The organism is Pseudomonas sp. FW305-70, assembly GCF_058783925.1.
Window position 1 is genome coordinate 16852 of record NZ_JBYSYZ010000035.1, and the last position, 18950, is coordinate 35801.

The 18950-nt window shown below is 62.1% G+C and carries 14 protein-coding genes and 1 pseudogene; 9 read left to right on the forward strand and 6 right to left on the reverse strand.

Going from position 1 to position 18950, the window contains the following annotated elements:
* Positions 1 to 629: 629 nt before the first annotated feature.
* The 3 genes from AC3WN7_RS21905 to AC3WN7_RS21915 all read left to right on the forward strand — a co-directional run bounded on the left by AC3WN7_RS21905 (position 630) and on the right by AC3WN7_RS21915 (position 3748).
* Positions 630 to 1646: an arginine N-succinyltransferase gene (locus AC3WN7_RS21905; protein ID WP_102674904.1), complete on the forward strand. Its 1017-nt coding sequence runs from the start codon at positions 630 to 632 to the stop codon at positions 1644 to 1646.
* 55 nt (positions 1647 to 1701) lie between these two features.
* Positions 1702 to 2736 carry an arginine N-succinyltransferase gene (astA, locus tag AC3WN7_RS21910; protein WP_102674903.1) on the forward strand — a complete coding sequence of 345 codons (1035 nt, stop codon included), beginning with the start codon at positions 1702 to 1704 and terminating at the stop codon, positions 2734 to 2736.
* Between the two features lie 142 nt (positions 2737 to 2878).
* Positions 2879 to 3748 carry an isocitrate lyase/PEP mutase family protein gene (locus AC3WN7_RS21915; RefSeq protein WP_007975765.1) on the forward strand — a complete coding sequence of 290 codons (870 nt, stop codon included), beginning with the start codon at positions 2879 to 2881 and terminating at the stop codon, positions 3746 to 3748.
* Positions 3749 to 3931: 183 nt separating this feature from the next.
* On the opposite strand, the gene AC3WN7_RS21920 is transcribed toward AC3WN7_RS21915, so the two are convergent.
* Positions 3932 to 5005: a diguanylate cyclase gene (locus AC3WN7_RS21920; protein WP_095967723.1), complete on the reverse strand. Its 1074-nt coding sequence runs from the start codon at positions 5003 to 5005 to the stop codon at positions 3932 to 3934.
* A 198-nt stretch (positions 5006 to 5203) separates the two neighbouring features.
* Between AC3WN7_RS21920 and AC3WN7_RS21925 the strand changes: the two genes are divergently transcribed.
* The 3 genes from AC3WN7_RS21925 (at position 5204) to hglS (ending at position 9188) form a co-directional block, all read left to right on the forward strand.
* A complete protein-coding gene (locus AC3WN7_RS21925) occupies positions 5204 to 6658 on the forward strand; it encodes a flavin-containing monooxygenase (RefSeq protein ID WP_102674902.1) in 1455 nt (484 codons plus the stop codon).
* A gap of 22 nt (positions 6659 to 6680) precedes the next feature.
* Positions 6681 to 7637, forward strand: coding sequence for an alpha/beta fold hydrolase (locus AC3WN7_RS21930; RefSeq protein WP_102674901.1), 957 nt, complete (start codon positions 6681 to 6683; stop codon positions 7635 to 7637).
* A gap of 120 nt (positions 7638 to 7757) precedes the next feature.
* Positions 7758 to 9188, forward strand: a complete 1431-nt coding sequence (hglS, locus tag AC3WN7_RS21935) for a 2-oxoadipate dioxygenase/decarboxylase HglS (RefSeq protein ID WP_102674900.1) — start codon at positions 7758 to 7760, stop codon at positions 9186 to 9188.
* 810 nt (positions 9189 to 9998) lie between these two features.
* Here the strand turns inward: hglS and AC3WN7_RS21940 are convergent.
* The 4 genes from AC3WN7_RS21940 to AC3WN7_RS21955 all read right to left on the reverse strand — a co-directional run bounded on the left by AC3WN7_RS21940 (position 9999) and on the right by AC3WN7_RS21955 (position 14908).
* Positions 9999 to 10577, reverse strand: a complete 579-nt coding sequence (locus AC3WN7_RS21940; protein WP_008052121.1) for a hypothetical protein — start codon at positions 10575 to 10577, stop codon at positions 9999 to 10001.
* A 117-nt stretch (positions 10578 to 10694) separates the two neighbouring features.
* The gene (locus AC3WN7_RS21945; protein WP_102674898.1) at positions 10695 to 11777 is read right to left on the reverse strand and encodes a lipocalin-like domain-containing protein; all 1083 of its coding nucleotides are present in this window, start codon (positions 11775 to 11777) and stop codon (positions 10695 to 10697) included.
* On the reverse strand, positions 11767 to 14238 hold the full coding sequence (locus AC3WN7_RS21950; RefSeq protein ID WP_102674919.1) for an ABC transporter permease: 2472 nt from the start codon (positions 14236 to 14238) through the stop codon (positions 11767 to 11769). The genes AC3WN7_RS21945 and AC3WN7_RS21950 overlap by 11 nt, the downstream gene beginning before the upstream one ends.
* A gap of 1 nt (position 14239) precedes the next feature.
* Positions 14240 to 14908: an ABC transporter ATP-binding protein gene (locus AC3WN7_RS21955; protein WP_102674897.1), complete on the reverse strand. Its 669-nt coding sequence runs from the start codon at positions 14906 to 14908 to the stop codon at positions 14240 to 14242.
* A 137-nt stretch (positions 14909 to 15045) separates the two neighbouring features.
* Between AC3WN7_RS21955 and AC3WN7_RS21960 the strand changes: the two genes are divergently transcribed.
* Positions 15046 to 17019 (forward strand): alkyl/aryl-sulfatase, encoded by a 1974-nt coding sequence (locus tag AC3WN7_RS21960; protein WP_102674896.1) that lies wholly within the window; start codon positions 15046 to 15048, stop codon positions 17017 to 17019.
* Between the two features lie 34 nt (positions 17020 to 17053).
* Positions 17054 to 17134: pseudogene (locus AC3WN7_RS21965) on the forward strand (outer membrane lipoprotein carrier protein LolA); the annotation flags it as partial.
* A gap of 328 nt (positions 17135 to 17462) precedes the next feature.
* Here the strand turns inward: AC3WN7_RS21965 and AC3WN7_RS21970 are convergent.
* Positions 17463 to 17759, reverse strand: coding sequence for a DUF1330 domain-containing protein (locus tag AC3WN7_RS21970; protein ID WP_095967716.1), 297 nt, complete (start codon positions 17757 to 17759; stop codon positions 17463 to 17465).
* A 70-nt stretch (positions 17760 to 17829) separates the two neighbouring features.
* On the opposite strand from AC3WN7_RS21970, the gene ribBA reads away from it, so the two are divergent.
* Positions 17830 to 18939 carry a bifunctional 3,4-dihydroxy-2-butanone-4-phosphate synthase/GTP cyclohydrolase II gene (ribBA, locus tag AC3WN7_RS21975; protein WP_102674895.1) on the forward strand — a complete coding sequence of 370 codons (1110 nt, stop codon included), beginning with the start codon at positions 17830 to 17832 and terminating at the stop codon, positions 18937 to 18939.
* Positions 18940 to 18950 lie beyond the last annotated feature (11 nt).

An 18950-nucleotide genomic window follows, 5' to 3' on the forward strand; every position in this document is an offset into this window, starting at 1 on the left:
CACTGACCTGTGGCGAGGGAGCTTGCTCCCGCTGGGCAGCGAAGCGGCTCCAATAAATGGGCCTGCTGCGCAGTCCAACGGGAGCAAGCTCCCTCGCCACAGGTTGATCAGCGCTGGCCGCCCCTTGACTGATCGGCATCAGGCCTTGGGGGCGTTTAATTTTCCTGTTTGAAGCGGGCTCCGTCAGGCATGTCCTGGCAGGTTTTCCGTTATCGCTGACTGCAATAAAGGCAATGGCCTACAAGACTTTGCGACATCGGCGTAGCCCCTTGCTACAGGCACTTCACCCCATTTTCTGGCACGGCCGGACCACGCGAAAATTAACTAGACAGGCAGCACGCGATAATTAAATACTCTTTTCAACGGACTGTTAAAACATGTGCCACGCTCATCCAGCAGGAGCCCGGATGCCCTTTCTCCAATACCCGATCAATGTGCCAGGCCCGGCAACGCCAGCGGCCGAACCGTCCGTTCCTCGTTTAATGCAGGCAACCCCGGCAAGCATCTGACAAGAAAAAGTGTGGCGCCTGACAACGATCAGATGGCCACCGAATAAATGTGTGGAAAAACCGACAGTGATAGTCAGGTTCGGCTCAAACCGCCGGATCGTTTGATACAGGAGTATCTCCATGCTGGTCTTGCGTCCAGTCGAGTTGGCCGACCTGCCAAGGTTGCAGAAGCTGGCTCGTGAAAGCCTGGTGGGCGTCACATCCCTGCCTGACGATAGCGAACGGTTGCGCGAAAAAATTCTCGATTCCTGCGCCTCGTTCGAGAAAGACGTCGAGGGTCATGGCCCGGAAAATTATTTCTTTGTCCTCGAAGACCCGACGACGCAGCACCTGGTCGGCTGCTCGGAAATCCTCGCCACGGCGGGGTACGACGAGCCGTTCTACAGCCTGCGCAACCGGCACTTCACCAGCGCCTCGCGGGAACTGAACATCGAGCACGGTGTACCGGCCTTGTCGTTGTGTCACGACCTCAGTGGCCACACCTTGCTGCGCGGCTTCCATATCGATGCCGCACGGGTACGCACCGCCCATTCCGAACTGCTGTCGCGGGCGCGCCTGTTGTTCATCGCGGCCCATCCCGGGCGGTTTTCCGCAACGGTGATCACCGAAATCGTCGGCTACAGCAGTGATGAAGGGCACTCGCCATTCTGGGATGCCGTGGGCAAGCATTTCTTCGACCTGCCCTACGTCGAGGCCGAACGGCTTTGCGGCCTGCAGAGCCGCACCTTTCTTGCCGAACTGATGCCGCAGTATCCGATTTACGTGCCCATGCTGCCTAAAGCGGCACAAGACTGCATCGGCAGCATCCACCCCGATGGCCAGGAGGCCTTCGATATCCTCGAGCGTGAAGGCTTCGAAACCAACAGCTACATCGATCTGTTCGATGGCGGCCCGACGCTCTATGCGCGCACCGCGGGCATTCGGTCCATCGCCCACAGCCAGTGCGGCCTCACGCAGCCTGGCCCGGTGAACGATGCCCGGGGCAGCTTTCTGGTGAGCAACGAGTCCTTGACGGATTATCGGGCCATTGTCGCCGATCTTGATTACATCGCCGGGCAACCCGTTACGCTGGACGCGGCCATGTGCACGGCGTTGAAGGTCACCGAAGGCAGCCCGGTCAGGCTGATCGCCCTGTGAGTGCCCGCCTGGGTCAACGCCAACGCCCGAACACCCATGAACAAGGAACAGCCGCATGATTGTCCGTCCGGTCCAGATCACCGACCTGCCTGCCTTGTTCACGCTGGTGCGTCAGGCCAGCCCCGGACTCACCAGCCTGCCGGCCGATGAAGAACGCCTGGCCTACCGGATCCGTTGGGCCCAACGCACCTTCGCCGGCCAGGTCGATCGGGCCGATGCCGATTACCTGTTCGTGCTCGAGGACGACGAGCAGCAAGTGGTGGGCGTCAGCGCCCTGAAGGGTGGAATCGGCCTGCGCGAGCCCTGGTACAACTACCGGGTCGGGCTGACGGTCAGTGCTTGCGCGGACCTGGGTATCCAGCGCCAGATCCCGACCCTGTTCCTGAGCAACGAATTGACCGGGCAATCGGAAGTCTGCTCGTTGTACCTGCGCCCCGATCAGCGCCAGGGAAGCAACGGCCGTTTGCTTTCGCTCGGGCGTTTGTTGTTCGTGGCCGAGTTCACGCAGCTGTTCGGCAACCGGCTGATCGCCGAATTACGCGGCAGTACCGACGAACGAGGCGGCTCACCGTTCTGGGACAGCCTTGGCCGGCATTTTTTCAAGATGGATTTCAGCCATGCCGATCACTTGTCCGGGCTGGGCAACAAATCGTTCATCGCCGAACTCATGCCACGCCAGCCGCTGTACACCTGCCTGCTCACCGAACAGGCCCAGGCGGTGATCGGCAAGGCCCACCCGAACACCGAACCGGCCCTGAAAATCCTCAGCGCCGAAGGTTTTGCCCACAACGGCCATATCGATATCTTCGACGGCGGACCGGTCATCGAGGCCCCGGTTTCCGGTATCCGCACCGTGTGCGACAGCCGACCGCTGCAACTGGCCATCGGCTCGCTGGACGCTAACGATTTGCTCTGGCTGATTCACAACCGTCGCTTGGAAAACTGCCGCATTACCTGCGTCCCGGCCCGCCTGGCGGGCAACAGCCTGGTGGTCGATCGCCTGACCGCCAAGCGTTTGCAGCTGCAGCCCGGCGACTCGGTGCGCGCCGTGCCGCTGCTCAACCAGCGGCAACAGGCCGCAGCGGCGTGACCTATCAGCTTCCTGTCTCAGGCGTCAATCCGGCTTACCCGGCAAATTCGTCATCATTCTCCCCCTGCGCGCGTGATAGCCTTTTATTTCTTCGGCGTTGACACTTTTGCTCAAGCCCTTCCATTCCATTGGTGGAACTCATATGTCCAGGCTTTCCCATCAAGATTTGCGCCGCAATTTTCGCCAACTGTTCGCCTCCAACACCTGCTACCACACGGCCTCGGTGTTCGACCCGATGTCGGCGCGCATCGCCGCCGACCTGGGCTTCGAAGTCGGGATCCTGGGTGGCTCGGTTGCTTCGCTGCAGGTGCTGGGCGCCCCCGACTTTGCTCTGATCACCCTCAGCGAGTTCGCTGAACAGGCCACCCGCATCGGTCGTGTCGCCCAGTTGCCGGTGATTGCCGATGCCGATCACGGCTACGGCAACGCGCTCAACGTCATGCGCACCATCGTCGAACTCGAGCGGGCCGGCGTCGCCGCGCTGACCATCGAAGACACCCTGCTGCCCGCGCAGTTCGGCCGCAAATCCACCGACCTGATCACGGTCGCCGAAGGTGTCGGCAAGATCCGCGCGGCGCTGGAAGCCCGCTGCGATAAGGAAATGGCGATCATCGCCCGCACCCACGCCGGGATTCTGCCGGTGCAGGAAATCATCAGCCGCACCCGGCAATACCAGCAAGCCGGGGCCGACGGGATCTGCATGGTGGGCGTCAAGGACTTCGACCATCTGGAGCAGATCGCCGAGCACCTGAGCGTACCGCTGATGCTGGTGACCTACGGCAACCCGCTGCTGCGCGACGACAAGCGCCTGGCCGAACTGGGTGTGCGTGTGACCATCGACGGCCATGGCGCCTACTTCGCCGCGATCAAGGCGACCTACGACAGCCTGCGCGAACAACGCCAGATCCTCACCCAGACCTCGGACCTGAGCGCGACCGAGCTGACTCACACCTACACGCAACCGGAGGAATACATCCGCTATGCGGAAGAATTCATGAGCGTGAAGGAATAACGGTTTAACCCGATACACCGCCTTCGCGAGCAAGCCCGCTCCCACAGGGGATCTGCAGTGAGCACATCATTTGCCTCCACCCGTGATCATTTGTGGGAGCGAGCCTGCTCGCGAAGAGGCCATCACAGCCAACATCCATGCCGCCTGACACTGCGCCTTCGCGGGCAAGCCCGCTCCCACAGGTCACGCCGAGTCGAGCAGTTCGCGATGGGGTTTGCCATTGCCGCAACAGATCACGCGGTTACGCCCGGTGGTCTTGGCTTCGTATAGCGCATGATCGGCGTCGTTGAGCCAAAGCGTCGCGTCGGTGTGCGCCGGGTCGTATGACGCCAGGCCAATGCTCAGGCTGACTTTCAGTGCCGGACTCTGCTCGTAACCCAAGGTGGCGAAGCGATCACGCAGGGCCTCCATGACCACCGCGGCGCGGTTCAGGGGCAGGTCCGGAAGGATCACGCAGAACTCGTCACCGCCGTAGCGCCCGGCCACATCGGTCGCTCGCAGGTTCTGCTTGAGCATTTTGCTCAACTGACGCAGGACGATATCACCGGCAACATGGCCGTAGGTGTCGTTGATGGCCTTGAAATGGTCGATGTCGATCAGGGCAATCGCCCCGCCTTTTTGCTGGCGTTTGCAACGCTGGAACTCGACTTCCAGCTGGTCCTTCCAGGTGCCATGGTTGAACAGGCCCGTCAGGCTGTCGGTGCGGCTCAGTGCCAGCAGTTCACGCTTCTGACGGCCGAGGGTATGGGCCTGGCGGAAGCAGATCCAGCCCAGCGCCAACGGATACAGGCACAGCAAGGGCAAACAGGCATAGAGCTGCAGCGGGCTGGTCGCTGGAATGAACGCCGGGGCGAAAATCTGCAAACCGACTCCAATGCCCAGCACTTGCGCGGCCGTCCCGGCCAACAGGAAGCGCATGCCGCCGATGGCCACGTTGTTCATGGCCATCATGGAAATGGTGGTTGCGCTGGGCAGTGGATTGAAATGCATCGCGGCAATCCAGAAGCCGCCGAGAAAGGCATCGATCAGCAGATTGCGGTGTTCGGCGTGATAAGGCTTTCTGGCCCGGCGCGCCCATTGATAAGCCACGTGCGGCCAGACCAGGCCATTGAACCACATGAAACCCCAGACCCAGGGCGCCGGATCGAGTGGATACATCGCCGCGCTCACGCACACCAATCCCAGGGCCACCCCCAGGATTCGCGATGTATAGAGCCTCCTGGCCAATGAGAACCCCTTTCCTCCCGCTTTTTCCATAAGGCCTCTGTGCCACTCGACGGAATGCGATAACAGCCTGTGCCTGTGCGCTGGAGTCTATCAGGGCGAGATTAAATAGCCATCACCGGCTGACGGGCTGAATATCGCGACATCACCCTCGCATAAAAGCAAAAGCCTCACCCCAGAAACGGCTATACATGACAGAAGGGGTTGATCAATGACCATAAGAGGAGGCCCATGCAGACCTTTCAAGTATTGATCATCGGCAGCGGGTTTGGCGGCCAATGTGCAGCAATCAATTTGCTCAAGGCCGGCATCGACGATTTTCGCCTGCTGGAGCGGCGGGATTTCTTCGGCGGCACCTGGTGCCAGAACACCTACCCCGGCGCGGCCGTCGACGTGCCTTCGCCGCTGTATTCGTTGTCTTTCGCGCCGTATCGCTGGACGCAGATGTTCGCCGAACAGGCCGAACTGCATCGCTACACCCGCCATGTGGTGGAACACTTCGGCCTGCGCGACAAGGTGGAACTGGATGCGAATGTCGAGCGCATCGAATGGGACGACACCCGCAAGCGCTGGACCGTCTACACCGCCGGCAAGGGCACGTATTGCGCGCAGTTCCTGATCAACGCAACCGGGCCGCTGAGTCAACCGGTGGTACCGCGCTTCGAGGGACAGGAGCGTTTTCAAGGTAAAACGTTTCACACCAACAACTGGGATCACGGCTACGACTATCGGCTAAAACGCGTGGCCATCGTCGGCAGCGGCGCCAGTGCGGCCCAGGTGATTCCGGCCATTGCCCCGGATGTCGGGCACTTGCATGTCTTCCAGCGCACGCCCCACTGGGTGTTGCCCCGGGCCGACCGCCGCTTTGGCCGTTTCCAGCGCTGGCTGCTGGGGCTCAAGCCGGCCTACAAACTGCTGCGCTGGGGGATCTACTGGCAGTTCGAAACCCGGGTGATTGCCTTCAAGTATTCGAAGCCGGCGATACACATGGTCCAGCGCCAGGCCCTGCGTTTTCTCAAACGCCAGGTGCCGGACGCCGAACTGCGGCGGCAACTGACGCCGGACTACACCATCGGCTGCAAACGGGTGATCCTGTCCAGCACGCTGTACCCGGCACTGGCGCGGCGCAACGTGACGCTGCACAACCGCGAGCAAGGCATCGCCGCCATCGACGAAACCGGCATCGTCACCCTGGATGGCCAGCACATCGACCTGGACCTGATCGTCTGGTCCACCGGTTACGACGCCACCGACGGGGTGATTTCCTACCCGGTAACGGGAAAAAACGGCACCCGTCTCAAGGAGGTCTGGGCGCAATACCCTCGGGCCTACCTCGGCACCGCCCTGCCCGACTTCCCCAACCTGTTTATCGTCACCGGGCCGAACACCGGGATCGGCCACACCTCGGCGCTGTTCATCATCGAATCGCAGATGAACTACATCCTCGACTGCATTCGCACGTTGAAGACTCAAGGTTTACGCAGCATCGAAGTTCGCCATGAGGCGGAACGTACCTACACTGAAATGATCCACCGGGAAATGGAACGTACCGTGTGGAAGTCCGGTGGTTGCCACAGTTGGTATCAAAGCAAGAGCGGTCATGTGATTGCGATGTTTCCGGGGTTCAGTTTCAGCTTTCATCGCTTGACCCGAGCGCTGAAACCCGCCGATCACATTTTGTCCTGAGCTGATAGAAGGGAGACGCGTGATGCTTTTGTTGTTCGTGGTTCTTGCAGTGTTCGTCGCCTGGAGCTGGCTGACCTACCCGGCCATCGGCTACTGGCTCTATGACCTGAGCATGGCGGCCGAGGCCAAGCTGTACCGGCTGCACAAGATCGTCGTGCCCATCCCCGAGATGACCGTCTCGACCTGGCAAGGCGGGCCGTACGAAGCCACCAGCAGTGTGCTGATGCTCCATGGCTTCAGCGCCGACAAGAACCTCTGGCTGCGTTTCGCCCGGCACTTTGTCGGCAGCCACCGGGTGATCATCCCGGACATCGCCGGCCATGGCGAAACCGGCTTCAAGGCGGGCGGCGGCTACGACATCCCGCTGCAGGCCAAGCGCATGATCCAGCTGCTGGACGTGTGCGGCGTCGAGAAAGTCCATGTCATCGGCAACTCCATGGGTGGCTACATGGCGGCATGGCTCGCGGCCAATTACCCGGAGCGCATTGTGTCCCTGGCCCTGATCGACCCGTCGGGGGTCACCTCGCCCGAGCCCAGTGACCTGGAGCGGCATTTGGCCAAGGGCCACAATCCGTTTCTGATTCACTCGCGGGAAGAATTCCGGCGTTTCTACGCCATGACCATGGCGTCCCCGCCCTGGGTGCCGAAGCTCGTGCTCGATGCCGTCGCCCAGCGCTATGAACAGTCCCGTGAGGAGCTGGAAGAAATCTTCCGCGATTTCCGCGCCAGCCCGCCGATGGAACCCCGCCTGCCCGACATCACCGCCCCGTCGCTGTTGCTGTGGGGGCGCAAGGACCGGCTGATCGACGTCAGCAGCGTGGCGGTCTGGAGCAAGGGCATCGCCGACCTGCGCGTGCATATCTGGGACGCCGTCGGGCACATGCCCATGGTGGAAGCGCCCTCCGGTTCGGCGCGCCTGTATCGGGATTTTTTGGCATCACTGCGTTCGGAGAGTCCACAGGATCAACGACTGCACTAGGTTTGTAGTCATTTGCAGTCCTTTGCAGAATGAAGTTCGTCAGAAACTTCGTTTGTCGGCGTCGCTCAAGGCTGCGATCTTTTGACCATCCTTTACGTCACCGCGCCAGGAATCCTGTTCATGAACCACCCGAACTTCGTCAGCCCTGACCTGATCCGCCAACGCTTCTCCAAAGCGATGTCCGACATGTACCGCGAGGAAGTGCCGTTGTACGGCGCGTTGATGGAACTGATGGAGCAGACCAACCGTCACGTGCTGCAAAGCGATCCGCAGATCCTGCAACAGCTCACCAGCACCGGCGAAATCGAGCGGCTGGACCTGGAACGCCATGGGGCGATCCGCGTCGGTACGGCCGATGAACTGGCGACCCTCGCCCGCCTGTTCGCGGTGATGGGGATGCAACCGGTGGGTTACTACGACCTGACACCGGCCGGCGTACCGGTGCATTCCACGGCGTTTCGCGCAGTGCATGAAGCGTCCTTGCAGATCAGTCCGTTCCGGGTATTCACTTCGCTGTTGCGCCTGGAGTTGATCGAAGACCTGGAACTGCGAGCGTTCGCCCAGTCGATGCTCGACCGGCGCTCGATCTTCACCGCCAAAGCCCTCTCGCTCATCGAGCGTGCCGAATCCGAGGGGGGCCTGACCGAACCGCAAGCCCTGGAATTCGTCGAACAGGCCCTGGAAACCTTCCGCTGGCACCACAGCGCCACCGTCACCGCCGAGCAGTATCAGAAGCTCAGCGCCCAGCATCGGCTGATCGCCGACGTGGTGGCGTTCAAGGGCCCGCACATCAACCACCTGACGCCACGGACCCTGGACATCGACATCGTCCAGGCGCAAATGCCCGCCCATGGCATCACCCCCAAAGCGGTGATCGAAGGTCCGCCCCGCCGCCAGTGCCCGATCCTGCTGCGCCAGACCAGTTTCAAGGCCCTCGACGAGCCGATTGCCTTCACCGATCAGAATGAAGCTCGCGGCAGCCACAGTGCCCGCTTCGGCGAGATCGAACAGCGCGGAGCCGCCCTCACGCCAAAAGGCCGCGCACTGTACGACCGCTTGCTCAATGCCGCGCGGGACGAACTCAAGGACTTCCCCAACGAAGCCAACGCCGCGCGCTATAACGCCCTGATGGCGCAGCATTTCAGCGAGTTTCCCGACACCTGGGAAGGCATGCGCCAACAAGGCCTGGCTTACTTCCGCTACTTTGTGACGGAAAAAGGCCTGGCGGCGGGCAACCTGAAAAATACCGCCCTGGAAGACCTGCTCGGCAGCGGTTACCTGCGAGTTGAACCGTTGGTGTACGAAGACTTCCTGCCGGTCAGCGCGGCGGGGATTTTTCAGTCAAACCTGGGGGACGCGGCGCAAACCCGTTACGGCGTGCACGCCAATCAGCAGGCGTTCGAAAAGGCACTGGGGCGTTCGATGATCGATGAGTTGGCGTTGTATGCCGAGAGCCAGCGGCGCTCGATCGAACAGTGTTTCGCGGCGTTGGCCGATGTTGTTCCAGCCAATGAAAAAGGCTCTTCATACAATCCGGGGCAACACCGATAACGCAATACCTGTAGGAGCCAGCTTGCTGGCGATGGACTCCAATGCGCCGCGTTCATCCAGTCCAAACGCGTAATCGTTAACGACCATCGCTGGTAAGCCAGCTCCCACAAAGGACCGTGCCCATGCTGAACCTACTGTAGGAGCCAGCCTGCTGGCGATGGACTCAAGCGCGCCGCGTTCACCCGGTTCACCCGCGTTATCGTTGACGACCATCGCTGGCAAGCCAGCTCCCACACGGGACCGTGCCCACGCTGAAACTGTAGGAGCCAGCCTGCTGGCGATGGATTCAAATGCGCCGCGTTTATCCAGTTCGCCCGCGTTATCCTTGACGACCATCGCTGCGATGCGGCGACCCGACAAGCCAGCTCCCACAATGGACCGCGCCCACGCTGTCATTGGCTTCTATAAGAATGCCACCGCGGCGCACAGACGCCTCGGTTTGGGTGAGTCCATTCAATTACACGGGCGCGTGCCCACGCTGGAATTCCAAAAAAAACGGGCGACCTGCAGGTCGCCCGTTTTTTTATATCCGAAACTTTCAATACAACCAATAAAGTGTTCGCCCAGTGCGATGGCCTCGGCAATCCATGCACTGGTAAAGAGCCGTACACTGGGCGAACGGAAAGGATTTTAGTAGATGAGAATCAATATGTCCGCACTGCAAAGATGAAATTTATCGACACAATGTTTAAGGAAATGTCGACTTGATTACGACGCCGCACAACGCTTTAAACGCGCCCGTTAAACGCTATGAGCTGATTATTCCCGTACAAGACTTCTACAAAAACAATCAGCCCATATAACTCAATCTCAGTGCTTGCTGGTCACCGTCAATATGTCGGTGTAAACCACGTTTACGCTTTGCCCGACTTTCAAGTCCTTTAGCTTGGCCTGGACTTCAGGTCGCTTGACGTCAACGGTCTTGGACTTGCCTTCCGGGTTTTCAAAAGTCACCTGGTGTTTTTTCTGGTCGATGTGGGTGATTTTCAGCTGCACTTTCACTTGACGGTAAGCTTCGCCGCCGGGGTTGTCGCTACCGGGTGCTGCGCGCACTTCGCCAGTGGCTTCGGCAGTGCCGGGCAAGCCTTTGTCGACATCGGTGTCGAGGAAGGCGGCAACGGCGCTGGTGACCCTGATATCGACCGTATCGCCGGCCTTGAGGTTGTCGAGATTTTTCGCTTTTTCGGTCAGTTGCACAGGGAACTCATTACCCTGCGGACCTTTGAGGACCACGATACGGTTTGCGGTATCGACCGAAACGACCTGGGTGGCGACCTGATCGACCACCACCACTTCGGACAAAGGGAGTTCGGCGGCAACCGCGCCGAAACTGGCGGCAGACAGCAAGGTGGCGAGGGTGATGGCTTTGGTCAGTGCGTGGCGTTTCATAGGCAGAACTTTCCCTGTGATAGATGGCAACAGACGGCGTTGAAGCCAGGCCCAACGCCATGTGTGCGATGAGCATAGACGCTGTTTGGCGAGTGGTCGTGGCGGGCCGCTGATTTTCTAATACCCGGTCATTTCCAGATAGCCGTTCCCTGCATGACTGCCACTGAGACGTACCGGCCCCTCCCAATAGGGTATGCGCAAGTCCATCCACGCCTGGGGATTGAGCGCAGTGATGACGATATCGAGGTGTCTGGAGGGGATCCTGATCGACCAGCGAACGGGCATCTCGCGCCCGGCCACGCTGGCCCTGTCTTGCGGCGTGAGGCTGATGTCGCTGGCGTGCAGCAACTGAGTCTGCCCCCGGGCGTCGATCCAGGTGCCGGTGAGGTAAGGCTCGCCGTCCTTGTGCCGCATGCGATACAGCATCACCTGCTCGCCGCTGTCCAGGTGCAGGGAGAACCAGTCCCAACCGCTCTGGTTGGCCGTCAGGGGCTGGCTGCTCCACTCACGGTCGAGCCAGGCCGGCCCACTGACCTGAAAGGTCTGGCCGTCGATTTCCAGGGCGCCGCTGGCCTGGAAAAACGGCTGACTGTAGTAGTAAGAGGCTTGACCCTGTTCGGACTTCTGGCTGAACCCCTTGTCCCCTTGCAGCACCAGCGGACCTGTCGAGATCAACCGCAGCCGGTAGCTGAAACGCTTGTCACGGGCGCTGAGCAGCAGGTCGGCCAAGGGATCGTCGGCTGTCGCTTGGCTGCTCAACTGCCAGTCGTCGATCCATGCATTGAACGGCGCAACGCTGACACCGGCCTGACCGACGCCGCCACGGGCGTAGCGCTGCGCCGCGTGATGCACCGTCGCCGACGTCACCGCCGCGTGACCGAGCCAGATCGTCTGGTTCTGCCAGCCTGCCACCTCGGGGGTGGCTTTCAAGGCACTGCGGAACAGCGTCCATTGCGCGCCGAACTCATGCCCCTGAGCGTCCTTCAGGTTGGCGGTGATGTACCACCATTCGATGCGAAAGCCATCGTGGGGGCCGTGATCCGCCGGGAAGCTGAACACCCGACCGGGCACCACCTTGGTAAACGCAGCGGCCTGGTTGCCCAGCCCGGCAAAACCTTTTTCTACCGGTGCCGGTTGATCGCAGCCATTCAACAGCAGCACCAGTAGCGCCAGGAGCAAGACGTCGAATTTAATCTTCATGGGCAAAGGTGCGCAGCAAGTCCGCCGGTTGCGTGCGGTACAAACGGAACAACGGCCAGGCTGAAGCCAGCAATGTCGCCACCAGCGCCAGGCCCATCAACTGCAACAGTTGCAACGGGAACACCCGCAACGGCAGGCGCCAGCCAAAGGCCTGCACATTGATCACCGTGTCCAGGCACCACGCCAGGGCGATGCCCAACGGCAACGCCAGCACCAGGGTCAGCAGGGCCAGCAACCAGGTTTGCCCGAGGTTGAGCAACATCAGATGCCGGCGCGTCACACCCAGCGCCCACAGCGGCGCCAGTTGCCCCAGACGGCTCTGACTTTGAGTCAACAGGCTGATGAACAGCGCCACGCCGGCCACGCACAACGTCAGGCTATTGAGCGCAGCGGTGGCGGCGAAGGTGCGTTCGAAGACTTGCGTGGACCAGCCCTTGAGCCGCGCCTGATCGACAATGCGGCTGTCGTCCAGGGTAAAACGCGCCTGCAACGCCGTGACGAACGCCGGGATCGACGCCGGGTCGATGCGCAGGTTGAAGCGGTTCGGCGTCAGTTGCGGCCAGCCGCGCAGCAGGTGGTTGATATTGACCAGAAGGTGACCCTTGGGGTTGCCGTAGTCGGCGTAGATCCCGACGATCCGTGGCGACCACGGGCCAGTGGGCGTCGGCAGCGTCAGGTGGTCGCCCAGTTGCACGCGCAGGCGCCGGGCCAGTTGTTCGCTGAGCATCACCGCATCGTCCTTGGCCAGTCGTTCCCAAGGGTTGTCGCCCAAGGCGTCGAGCAGCGGCCAGTGCTGGCGATAGGTCGGGTGGTCGATGATCCCGGACAGGTCCGTCGGCCAGCCCTGCAACTGGATCGACACCTGCCAGTTGGGCAGCACCGCCGCCAGTTGCGGCTGCTGGTTGAGCCAGCCGTACAGCTCCCGGGCCTGGGCCGGGTTTTGTGGATTGAGGTAAAGCTCGGCCGTCAGCCGTTGCTCGAGCCAGTCGCTGAAGGTCTGACGAAAGCCTGCGGTCATGCTGCCGGCACCGATATTGGCGGCCATGGCCAACAGCAGCGCCATCAACGCCAGGCTTAACGCCGGAAGTTGCTGGCGGCAATCGGCGACAAACCATTGGCCCAGTACCGAGCGACTGCGCTGCGAGGCGAGACTGAGCAGCGAACTGAGCACCACCGGCAACGCCAGCGCGGCGGCGATCAACAGCGCCGCCATCAGCACGAAGCCGCTGACCAGGCTGTCGCCGAAGATCAGCGCCAGCAGCGCGATCACCCCGGCCATGGCCGCCACCCAGGCCTGGCGTCGCAACCAGCGTGCATGGGCCTGATGCCAGGCCTGCGGGTCAGCCAGCGCCAGCAACGGCAAACGCGCCGCCCGCAGCAGACTGTTGACACCGGCCAGCAACGCGCCGATCAGACTCAGACCGATACCACTGAACCACCATGACAGGCCGAGGTTCAACTGCCCCGCCACTTCGGCACCGTACAAGCCACGCAGGCTGGCGGCGACATCCGGCAACAGCACGGCGGCCAGCAGGTAGCCGCTGACCACCCCGGCCACACCGCCGACCAGGGCCAATCCACCCAATTCGACGGTGAGACAGGCGATCAGCATGCGCGCACTCACACCACAGGCACGCAGCGTGCGCAGCAAACCCCGACGTTGCTCCAGCGCCAGCCCGATGGCGGCATGCACGATAAACAGACCAACCACGAACGACAGCACCCCCAGGGCCGCGAGGTTCAGGTGAAAGCTTTCGGTCAGGCGAGTGAGGTTGTTTTCTTCGCCAGCGCTTTTGAGTTGCAGCTGTCCATGGAGGGCGTGCGGCAGCGGTGCAGTGAGATCCTTCGGTAACAGCAGGCGCGACAGTTGATCCGGCAACCCGAGAATCTGCTGGGCAAAACCGATGTCCACCAGCAGCACACCGGGCGCCATATCGGCCTGCACCTGCAGCGGCGGCAGTGCCACGCCCGCCAGGTTCAGTGGCCGGTCACCTTCGCGCAAGCCCAGTGCCTGCAAGGTTTGCAACGATATCCAGGTACTGCCCGGCGGGCTGAAAAAGCCGACCACCTGCTCGATCGCCAAGGCCTGCCCCGCCACCGCCGCACCCGCCGGCAGCGACACCGGCTCGATGCCCATCAACTGCAGGCGCTGTTCTTCATGCCCCTTGAGCGTGACCCGCCCCTGCAGCACTGGTGACACGGGCCACCCCGCGCGGCGCAGATCGACAAACCATTGCTGTGGGAAGGTGCCGCCACCGGGCGCACCGAGACTGGCCTGAGGCTCGCCGCCGATCAACTGACTGGCGCGGGCATAGCTGTCACGGGCCTGGCTGTTGAGTGCCTGGACGCCGGTCAACAGGCCGGTGGCCAGCCACAACCCGGTCAGCACGCTGAAAAACTGCACCGGATGCTGCCGCCAGTGGCTGAGCAGCGCGTGCAGGGTCTGGCCAAAGATGCCCATGTCAGCGCTCGCCCACACCGGCCAGGCGACCACCGCACAGCAAGGCCTTTTGCGCGAGCCGCGCCGCCACGCCGGGACTGTGGGTGACCATCAGCAGGCTGGTGGGACTGTCGTCGAGCAATTCCAGCAGCAACTGCAACACCTCGGCGCCGGTGGTTTCATCGAGGCTGCCGGTGGGCTCGTCGGCCAGCAGCAATGGCGGGCGCGACGCCAGCGCCCGGCCCAGCGCGACCCTTTGCTGCTGGCCGCCGGACAGTTGCTCCGGGTAGCGCCGCAACAGCTCGCCCAGGCCCAGGCGCTGCACCAGATGGGCTTGCCAGCGTGGGTCATGACGCCCGGCCAGACGCGCCTGAATCGCCAGGTTGTCTTCGACCCGCAGGCTGCCGATCAGGTTAAATTGCTGGAACACCAGGCCGATTTCCGTACGGCGCCAGTTTGCCAGTTGCCCTTCATTCATCTGTTCCAGGCGATGCCCGCCACTGCGGATACTGCCGCTGTCGACCTTGTCCAGCCCGGCGATCAGGTGCAGCAAAGTGCTTTTGCCACTGCCCGACTCGCCCATCAGCGCCAGGCTGCTGCCGGGCCTGAGCGTCAGGTCGACGCCTTGCAGCACCGGCAGCGGCCCCTGCGGTGTGGCGTAGCTTTTGAAAACGCCATGGACTTCAAGCATGGGTCAACCTGCTGGGTATGCGTGGCTCAAGGATAGCGGCCCTGAATGTTTTTTGTCCGTTGCCGATGATCGCCCTGCCCGTGCCCCGCCCTACCCTCGAAGCTGGTCTAGCCATAACGATAAAAAACGGAGACACCATGCCTCGTTTCACCTTGAACCCTCGCGGGCTGCTCGCTTGCCTGATCACCGCCTGCCTGGCGCAACCGGTGGTCGCCGCCGATGCACCGGTCGCGGCCAGCCCGCAAACCATGGCCAGTAACGCCGCCGTGCTGAAACAACTGCCCTTTACCGATCGCACCGATTACGAGTCGGTCACCAAGGGGCTGATCGCGCCCTTCAAGGGCCAGGTCAAGGACGCCTCGGGCAAGGTCATCTGGGACATCCAGGCCTATGACTTCCTCGCCAAGGACCAGGCCCCCGAGTCGGTTAACCCGAGCCTCTGGCGCCTGGCCCAACTCAGCGCCCATGCCGGATTGTTCGAAGTCAGCCCACGCTTGTATCAGGTGCGCGGCCTTGACCTGGCGAACATGACCATCATCGAAGGCGACGACGGGCTGATCATCATCGACCCGTTGACCATGGCCGAAACCGCCAAGGCGGCACTGGAGCTGTACTACCAGAACCGCCCGCACAAACCGGTGGTGGCAGTGATCTACAGCCACACCCATGTCGACCACTTCGGTGGCGTGCGCGGGGTCATCGACGAAGCCGACGTCAAGGCCGGCAAGGTCAAGGTGTTCGCCCCCGCCGGGTTCATGGAACACGTGATGAGCGAGAACGTCTACGCCGGCAACGCCATGAGCCGCCGCGCGCAGTTCCAGTTCGGCAGCCTGCTGCCCCGTGGCGAAAAAGGCCAGGTCGATGCCGGCCTGGGCAAGAGCACACCGAGCGGCGGCACCGTCACCCTGATCCCGCCCACCGACCTGATCGACAAGGCACTGCAGACCCGCACCATCGCCGGCCTCGAGGTGGAATTCCAGTTGACCCCGGGCACCGAGGCGCCCGCGGAAATGAACCTGTACCTGCCACAATTGCGTGCCTTGTGCATGGCGGAAAACGCCACGCAAATGATGCACAACATCCTCACCCCGCGCGGCGCGCAAGTGCGGGATGCCAAGGCCTGGGCCGAGTACCTGGACGGCAGCCTGGCGCGATACGGTGACAAGAGCGACGTGCTGTTCGCCCAGCACAACTGGCCGACCTGGGGCGGCGAACGCATTCGCACCTTCCTCGCCGACCAGCGCGACATGTATGCCTTCCTCAATGACCGCACCCTGCACCTGCTGAACCAGGGCCTGACGCCGCTGGAAATCGCCGACTCGATCAAGAAACTGCCCGGCAGCCTGGACCAGAAGTGGTACACCCGCGGCTACTACGGCTCGCTGAGCTTCAACACCCGTGCGGTGTATCAGCGCTACATGGGTTTCTATGACGGCAACCCGGCCAACCTCAATCCGCTGCCACCTGTGGAAACGGCGAAGTACACGGTCGAGGCCATGGGTGGCGAAGCGGCGGTACTGGAGAAAATGCGCGCGGCGATGACCAAGGGTGAGTACCGCTGGGCCGCGCAACTGGGCAATCAATTGCTGTTCGCCAACCCGGACAACGGCGATGCGCGCAAAGCCCAGGCCGAGGCGCTGGAGCAGATGGGCTATCAAAGCGAAAACGCCACCTGGCGCAACATGTACCTGACCGGCGCCATGGAACTGCGCAACGGCGTACCGCCCCATGCGGGCACTTCGGTGTCGGTCGACATGGTGCGGGCGATGAGCCCGCAGATGTTCTTCGACTTCCTGGCCGTGCGCCTGGACAGCGAAAAGGCCGCAGGCCATGACCTGACCCTGAACTGGACCTTCGAGGACCTGAACAAGGACTTCAACCTGACCCTGCGCAACGGCGTGCTGACCCACCGCGCCGGCCTCAATGCCCAGGCGGATGCCAGCGTGACCATGAGCAAGGCCACCCTGGAACAGATCAGCCTCAAGCAACTGGATATCCCCACGGCGATCCAGAAAGGCCTGATCAAGCTGCAAGGCAATGGCAAGAAGCTTGGGGAGTTGATGACCAGCCTCGATACGTTTGCGCCGCAGTTCAATATCGTTACCCCGTGAACCCAGATCCCCTGTAGGAGCGAGCTTGCTCGCGATGGAGGCCAACGATGACGCGGGGAGCCTGACACCCCGCGGTGCTCTCAGGTTTTTCGCGAGCAAGCTCGCTCCTACAGTTGAGCTGGGTACATTCGAAAGAAATTGGTCGGCTGGCAGGACGCCTTCGCTGGCAAGCCAGCTCCCACAATTTGACCGAGTACATCTGAAAGAGATTGGTCGGCTGTCAGGCCGCCTTCGCGAGCAGGCTCGCTCCCACAGAAGAACAAGGGCAGATCGGCGTACACCCACGCGTCCCACCAGTCATCAGGCCGAGCGTTAGCTCGCCTGCCGCTCTTGATCTTGATCCACCCGCCCCCTCGGCAGGCTGAGCGCAGGTGTTCATCCGGGGATGGGCGCGCAGCGCCAGCCGCCGTTACCGAAGAAACGGATTTGTACACATTCGCAATTCAGAGCGGCGCCACGCCTTCGACGATGATGACCTCAGCCAAAGCCACTCCCTCACGATACCCACGCGCCTCCTGATACAACGCCGAGTGATAGCACGCCACCGCCTGCTCGTAGGAATCAAACTCGATCACCACACTGCGCTGCGGCGTCGCCCGCCCCTCCATCGCCTCGCTACGCCCTCCCCGCGCCAGAATCCGACCGCCATACAGGGCAAACGCCTGTGGCGCCCGCCGGGTGTATTGGCTGTACTGATCAGGGTCAGTGACATCCACATGAGCAATCCAGTACGCCTTCATAGTGACCTCTCGGTTTATTTTGTATTATGGTATACCACATTGCCCATCCCACAAACACTGAGACTCCAGCATGGCCTTCAACAGCATCGAAGAAATCATCGTAGACTACCGCCTCGGCAAAATGGTCCTGCTGGTCGACGATGAAGACCGGGAAAACGAAGGCGACCTGTTGCTGGCCGCCGACTGCTGCACACCCGAGGCAATCAGCTTCATGGCCCGTGAAGCCCGCGGCCTGATCTGCCTGACCTTGACCGACGAACACTGCAAACGCCTGGGCCTGGAGCAAATGGTGCCGAGCAACGGCAGCGTGTTCAGCACCGCGTTCACCGTGTCCATCGAGGCCGCCGTCGGCGTGACCACCGGTATCTCCGCCGCCGATCGCGCCTGCACCGTGGCCGCCGCCGTCGCCGCCAACGCAGGTCCCGCCGACATCGTGCAACCGGGCCACATCTTCCCGCTGCGCGCCCGGGAAGGCGGCGTGCTGACCCGCGCCGGCCACACCGAAGCCGGTTGCGACCTGGCCCGCCTAGCCGGCCACACGCCCGCCTCGGTGATCGTCGAAGTGATGAACGACGACGGCACCATGGCCCGCCGCCCGGACCTGGAAGTGTTCGCGCGCAGGCACGGGATCAAGATCGGCACCATCGCCGACCTGATCCACTACCGCCTGAGCACCGAACACACCATCGTGCGCATCGGTGAACGTGACTTGCCGACGGTGCACGGCACCTTCCGTCTGATCACCTTTGAGGATCGCATCGAAGGCGGTGTGCACATGGCCATGGTCATGGGCGATCTGCGCCGCGATGAGCCGACGCTGGTGCGCGTGCATGTGATCGATCCGTTGCGCGACCTGGTCGGCGCCGAATACAGCGGGCCGACCAACTGGACCTTGTGGGCCGCCTTGCAGCGTGTCGCCGCCGAAGGCCACGGCGTGGTGGTGGTGCTGGCCAATCACGAATCCTCCCAGGCGCTTCTGGAACGCGTGCCGCAATTGACCCAGTCGCCCCGGCAGTTCAGCCGTTCGCAGTCGCGGATTTATTCGGAGGTGGGCACCGGCGCGCAGATCCTGCAGAACCTGGGTGTCGGCAAACTGCGCCACCTGGGACCGCCGTTGAAATATGCGGGCTTGACCGGGTATGACCTGGAGGTGGTGGAGAGCATTCCATTCACCGAGTGATCCTCGGCTGA

Bases quoted from the DNA above. Each gene is read 5' to 3' on its own strand.
- AC3WN7_RS21920 (WP_095967723.1), bottom strand. From the start codon at position 5,005: ATGGAAAAAGCGGGAGGAAAGGGGTTCTCATTGGCCAGGAGGCTCTAT.
- AC3WN7_RS21925 (WP_102674902.1), top strand. From the start codon at position 5,204: ATGCAGACCTTTCAAGTATTGATCATCGGCAGCGGGTTTGGCGGCCAA.
- AC3WN7_RS21915 (WP_007975765.1), top strand. From the start codon at position 2,879: ATGTCCAGGCTTTCCCATCAAGATTTGCGCCGCAATTTTCGCCAACTG.
- AC3WN7_RS21945 (WP_102674898.1), bottom strand. From the start codon at position 11,777: ATGAAGATTAAATTCGACGTCTTGCTCCTGGCGCTACTGGTGCTGCTG.
- hglS (WP_102674900.1), top strand. From the start codon at position 7,758: ATGAACCACCCGAACTTCGTCAGCCCTGACCTGATCCGCCAACGCTTC.
- ribBA (WP_102674895.1), top strand. From the start codon at position 17,830: ATGGCCTTCAACAGCATCGAAGAAATCATCGTAGACTACCGCCTCGGC.
- AC3WN7_RS21970 (WP_095967716.1), bottom strand. From the start codon at position 17,759: ATGAAGGCGTACTGGATTGCTCATGTGGATGTCACTGACCCTGATCAG.
- AC3WN7_RS21960 (WP_102674896.1), top strand. From the start codon at position 15,046: ATGCCTCGTTTCACCTTGAACCCTCGCGGGCTGCTCGCTTGCCTGATC.
- AC3WN7_RS21950 (WP_102674919.1), bottom strand. From the start codon at position 14,238: ATGGGCATCTTTGGCCAGACCCTGCACGCGCTGCTCAGCCACTGGCGG.
- AC3WN7_RS21940 (WP_008052121.1), bottom strand. From the start codon at position 10,577: ATGAAACGCCACGCACTGACCAAAGCCATCACCCTCGCCACCTTGCTG.
- astA (WP_102674903.1), top strand. From the start codon at position 1,702: ATGATTGTCCGTCCGGTCCAGATCACCGACCTGCCTGCCTTGTTCACG.
- AC3WN7_RS21905 (WP_102674904.1), top strand. From the start codon at position 630: ATGCTGGTCTTGCGTCCAGTCGAGTTGGCCGACCTGCCAAGGTTGCAG.
- AC3WN7_RS21930 (WP_102674901.1), top strand. From the start codon at position 6,681: ATGCTTTTGTTGTTCGTGGTTCTTGCAGTGTTCGTCGCCTGGAGCTGG.
- AC3WN7_RS21955 (WP_102674897.1), bottom strand. From the start codon at position 14,908: ATGCTTGAAGTCCATGGCGTTTTCAAAAGCTACGCCACACCGCAGGGG.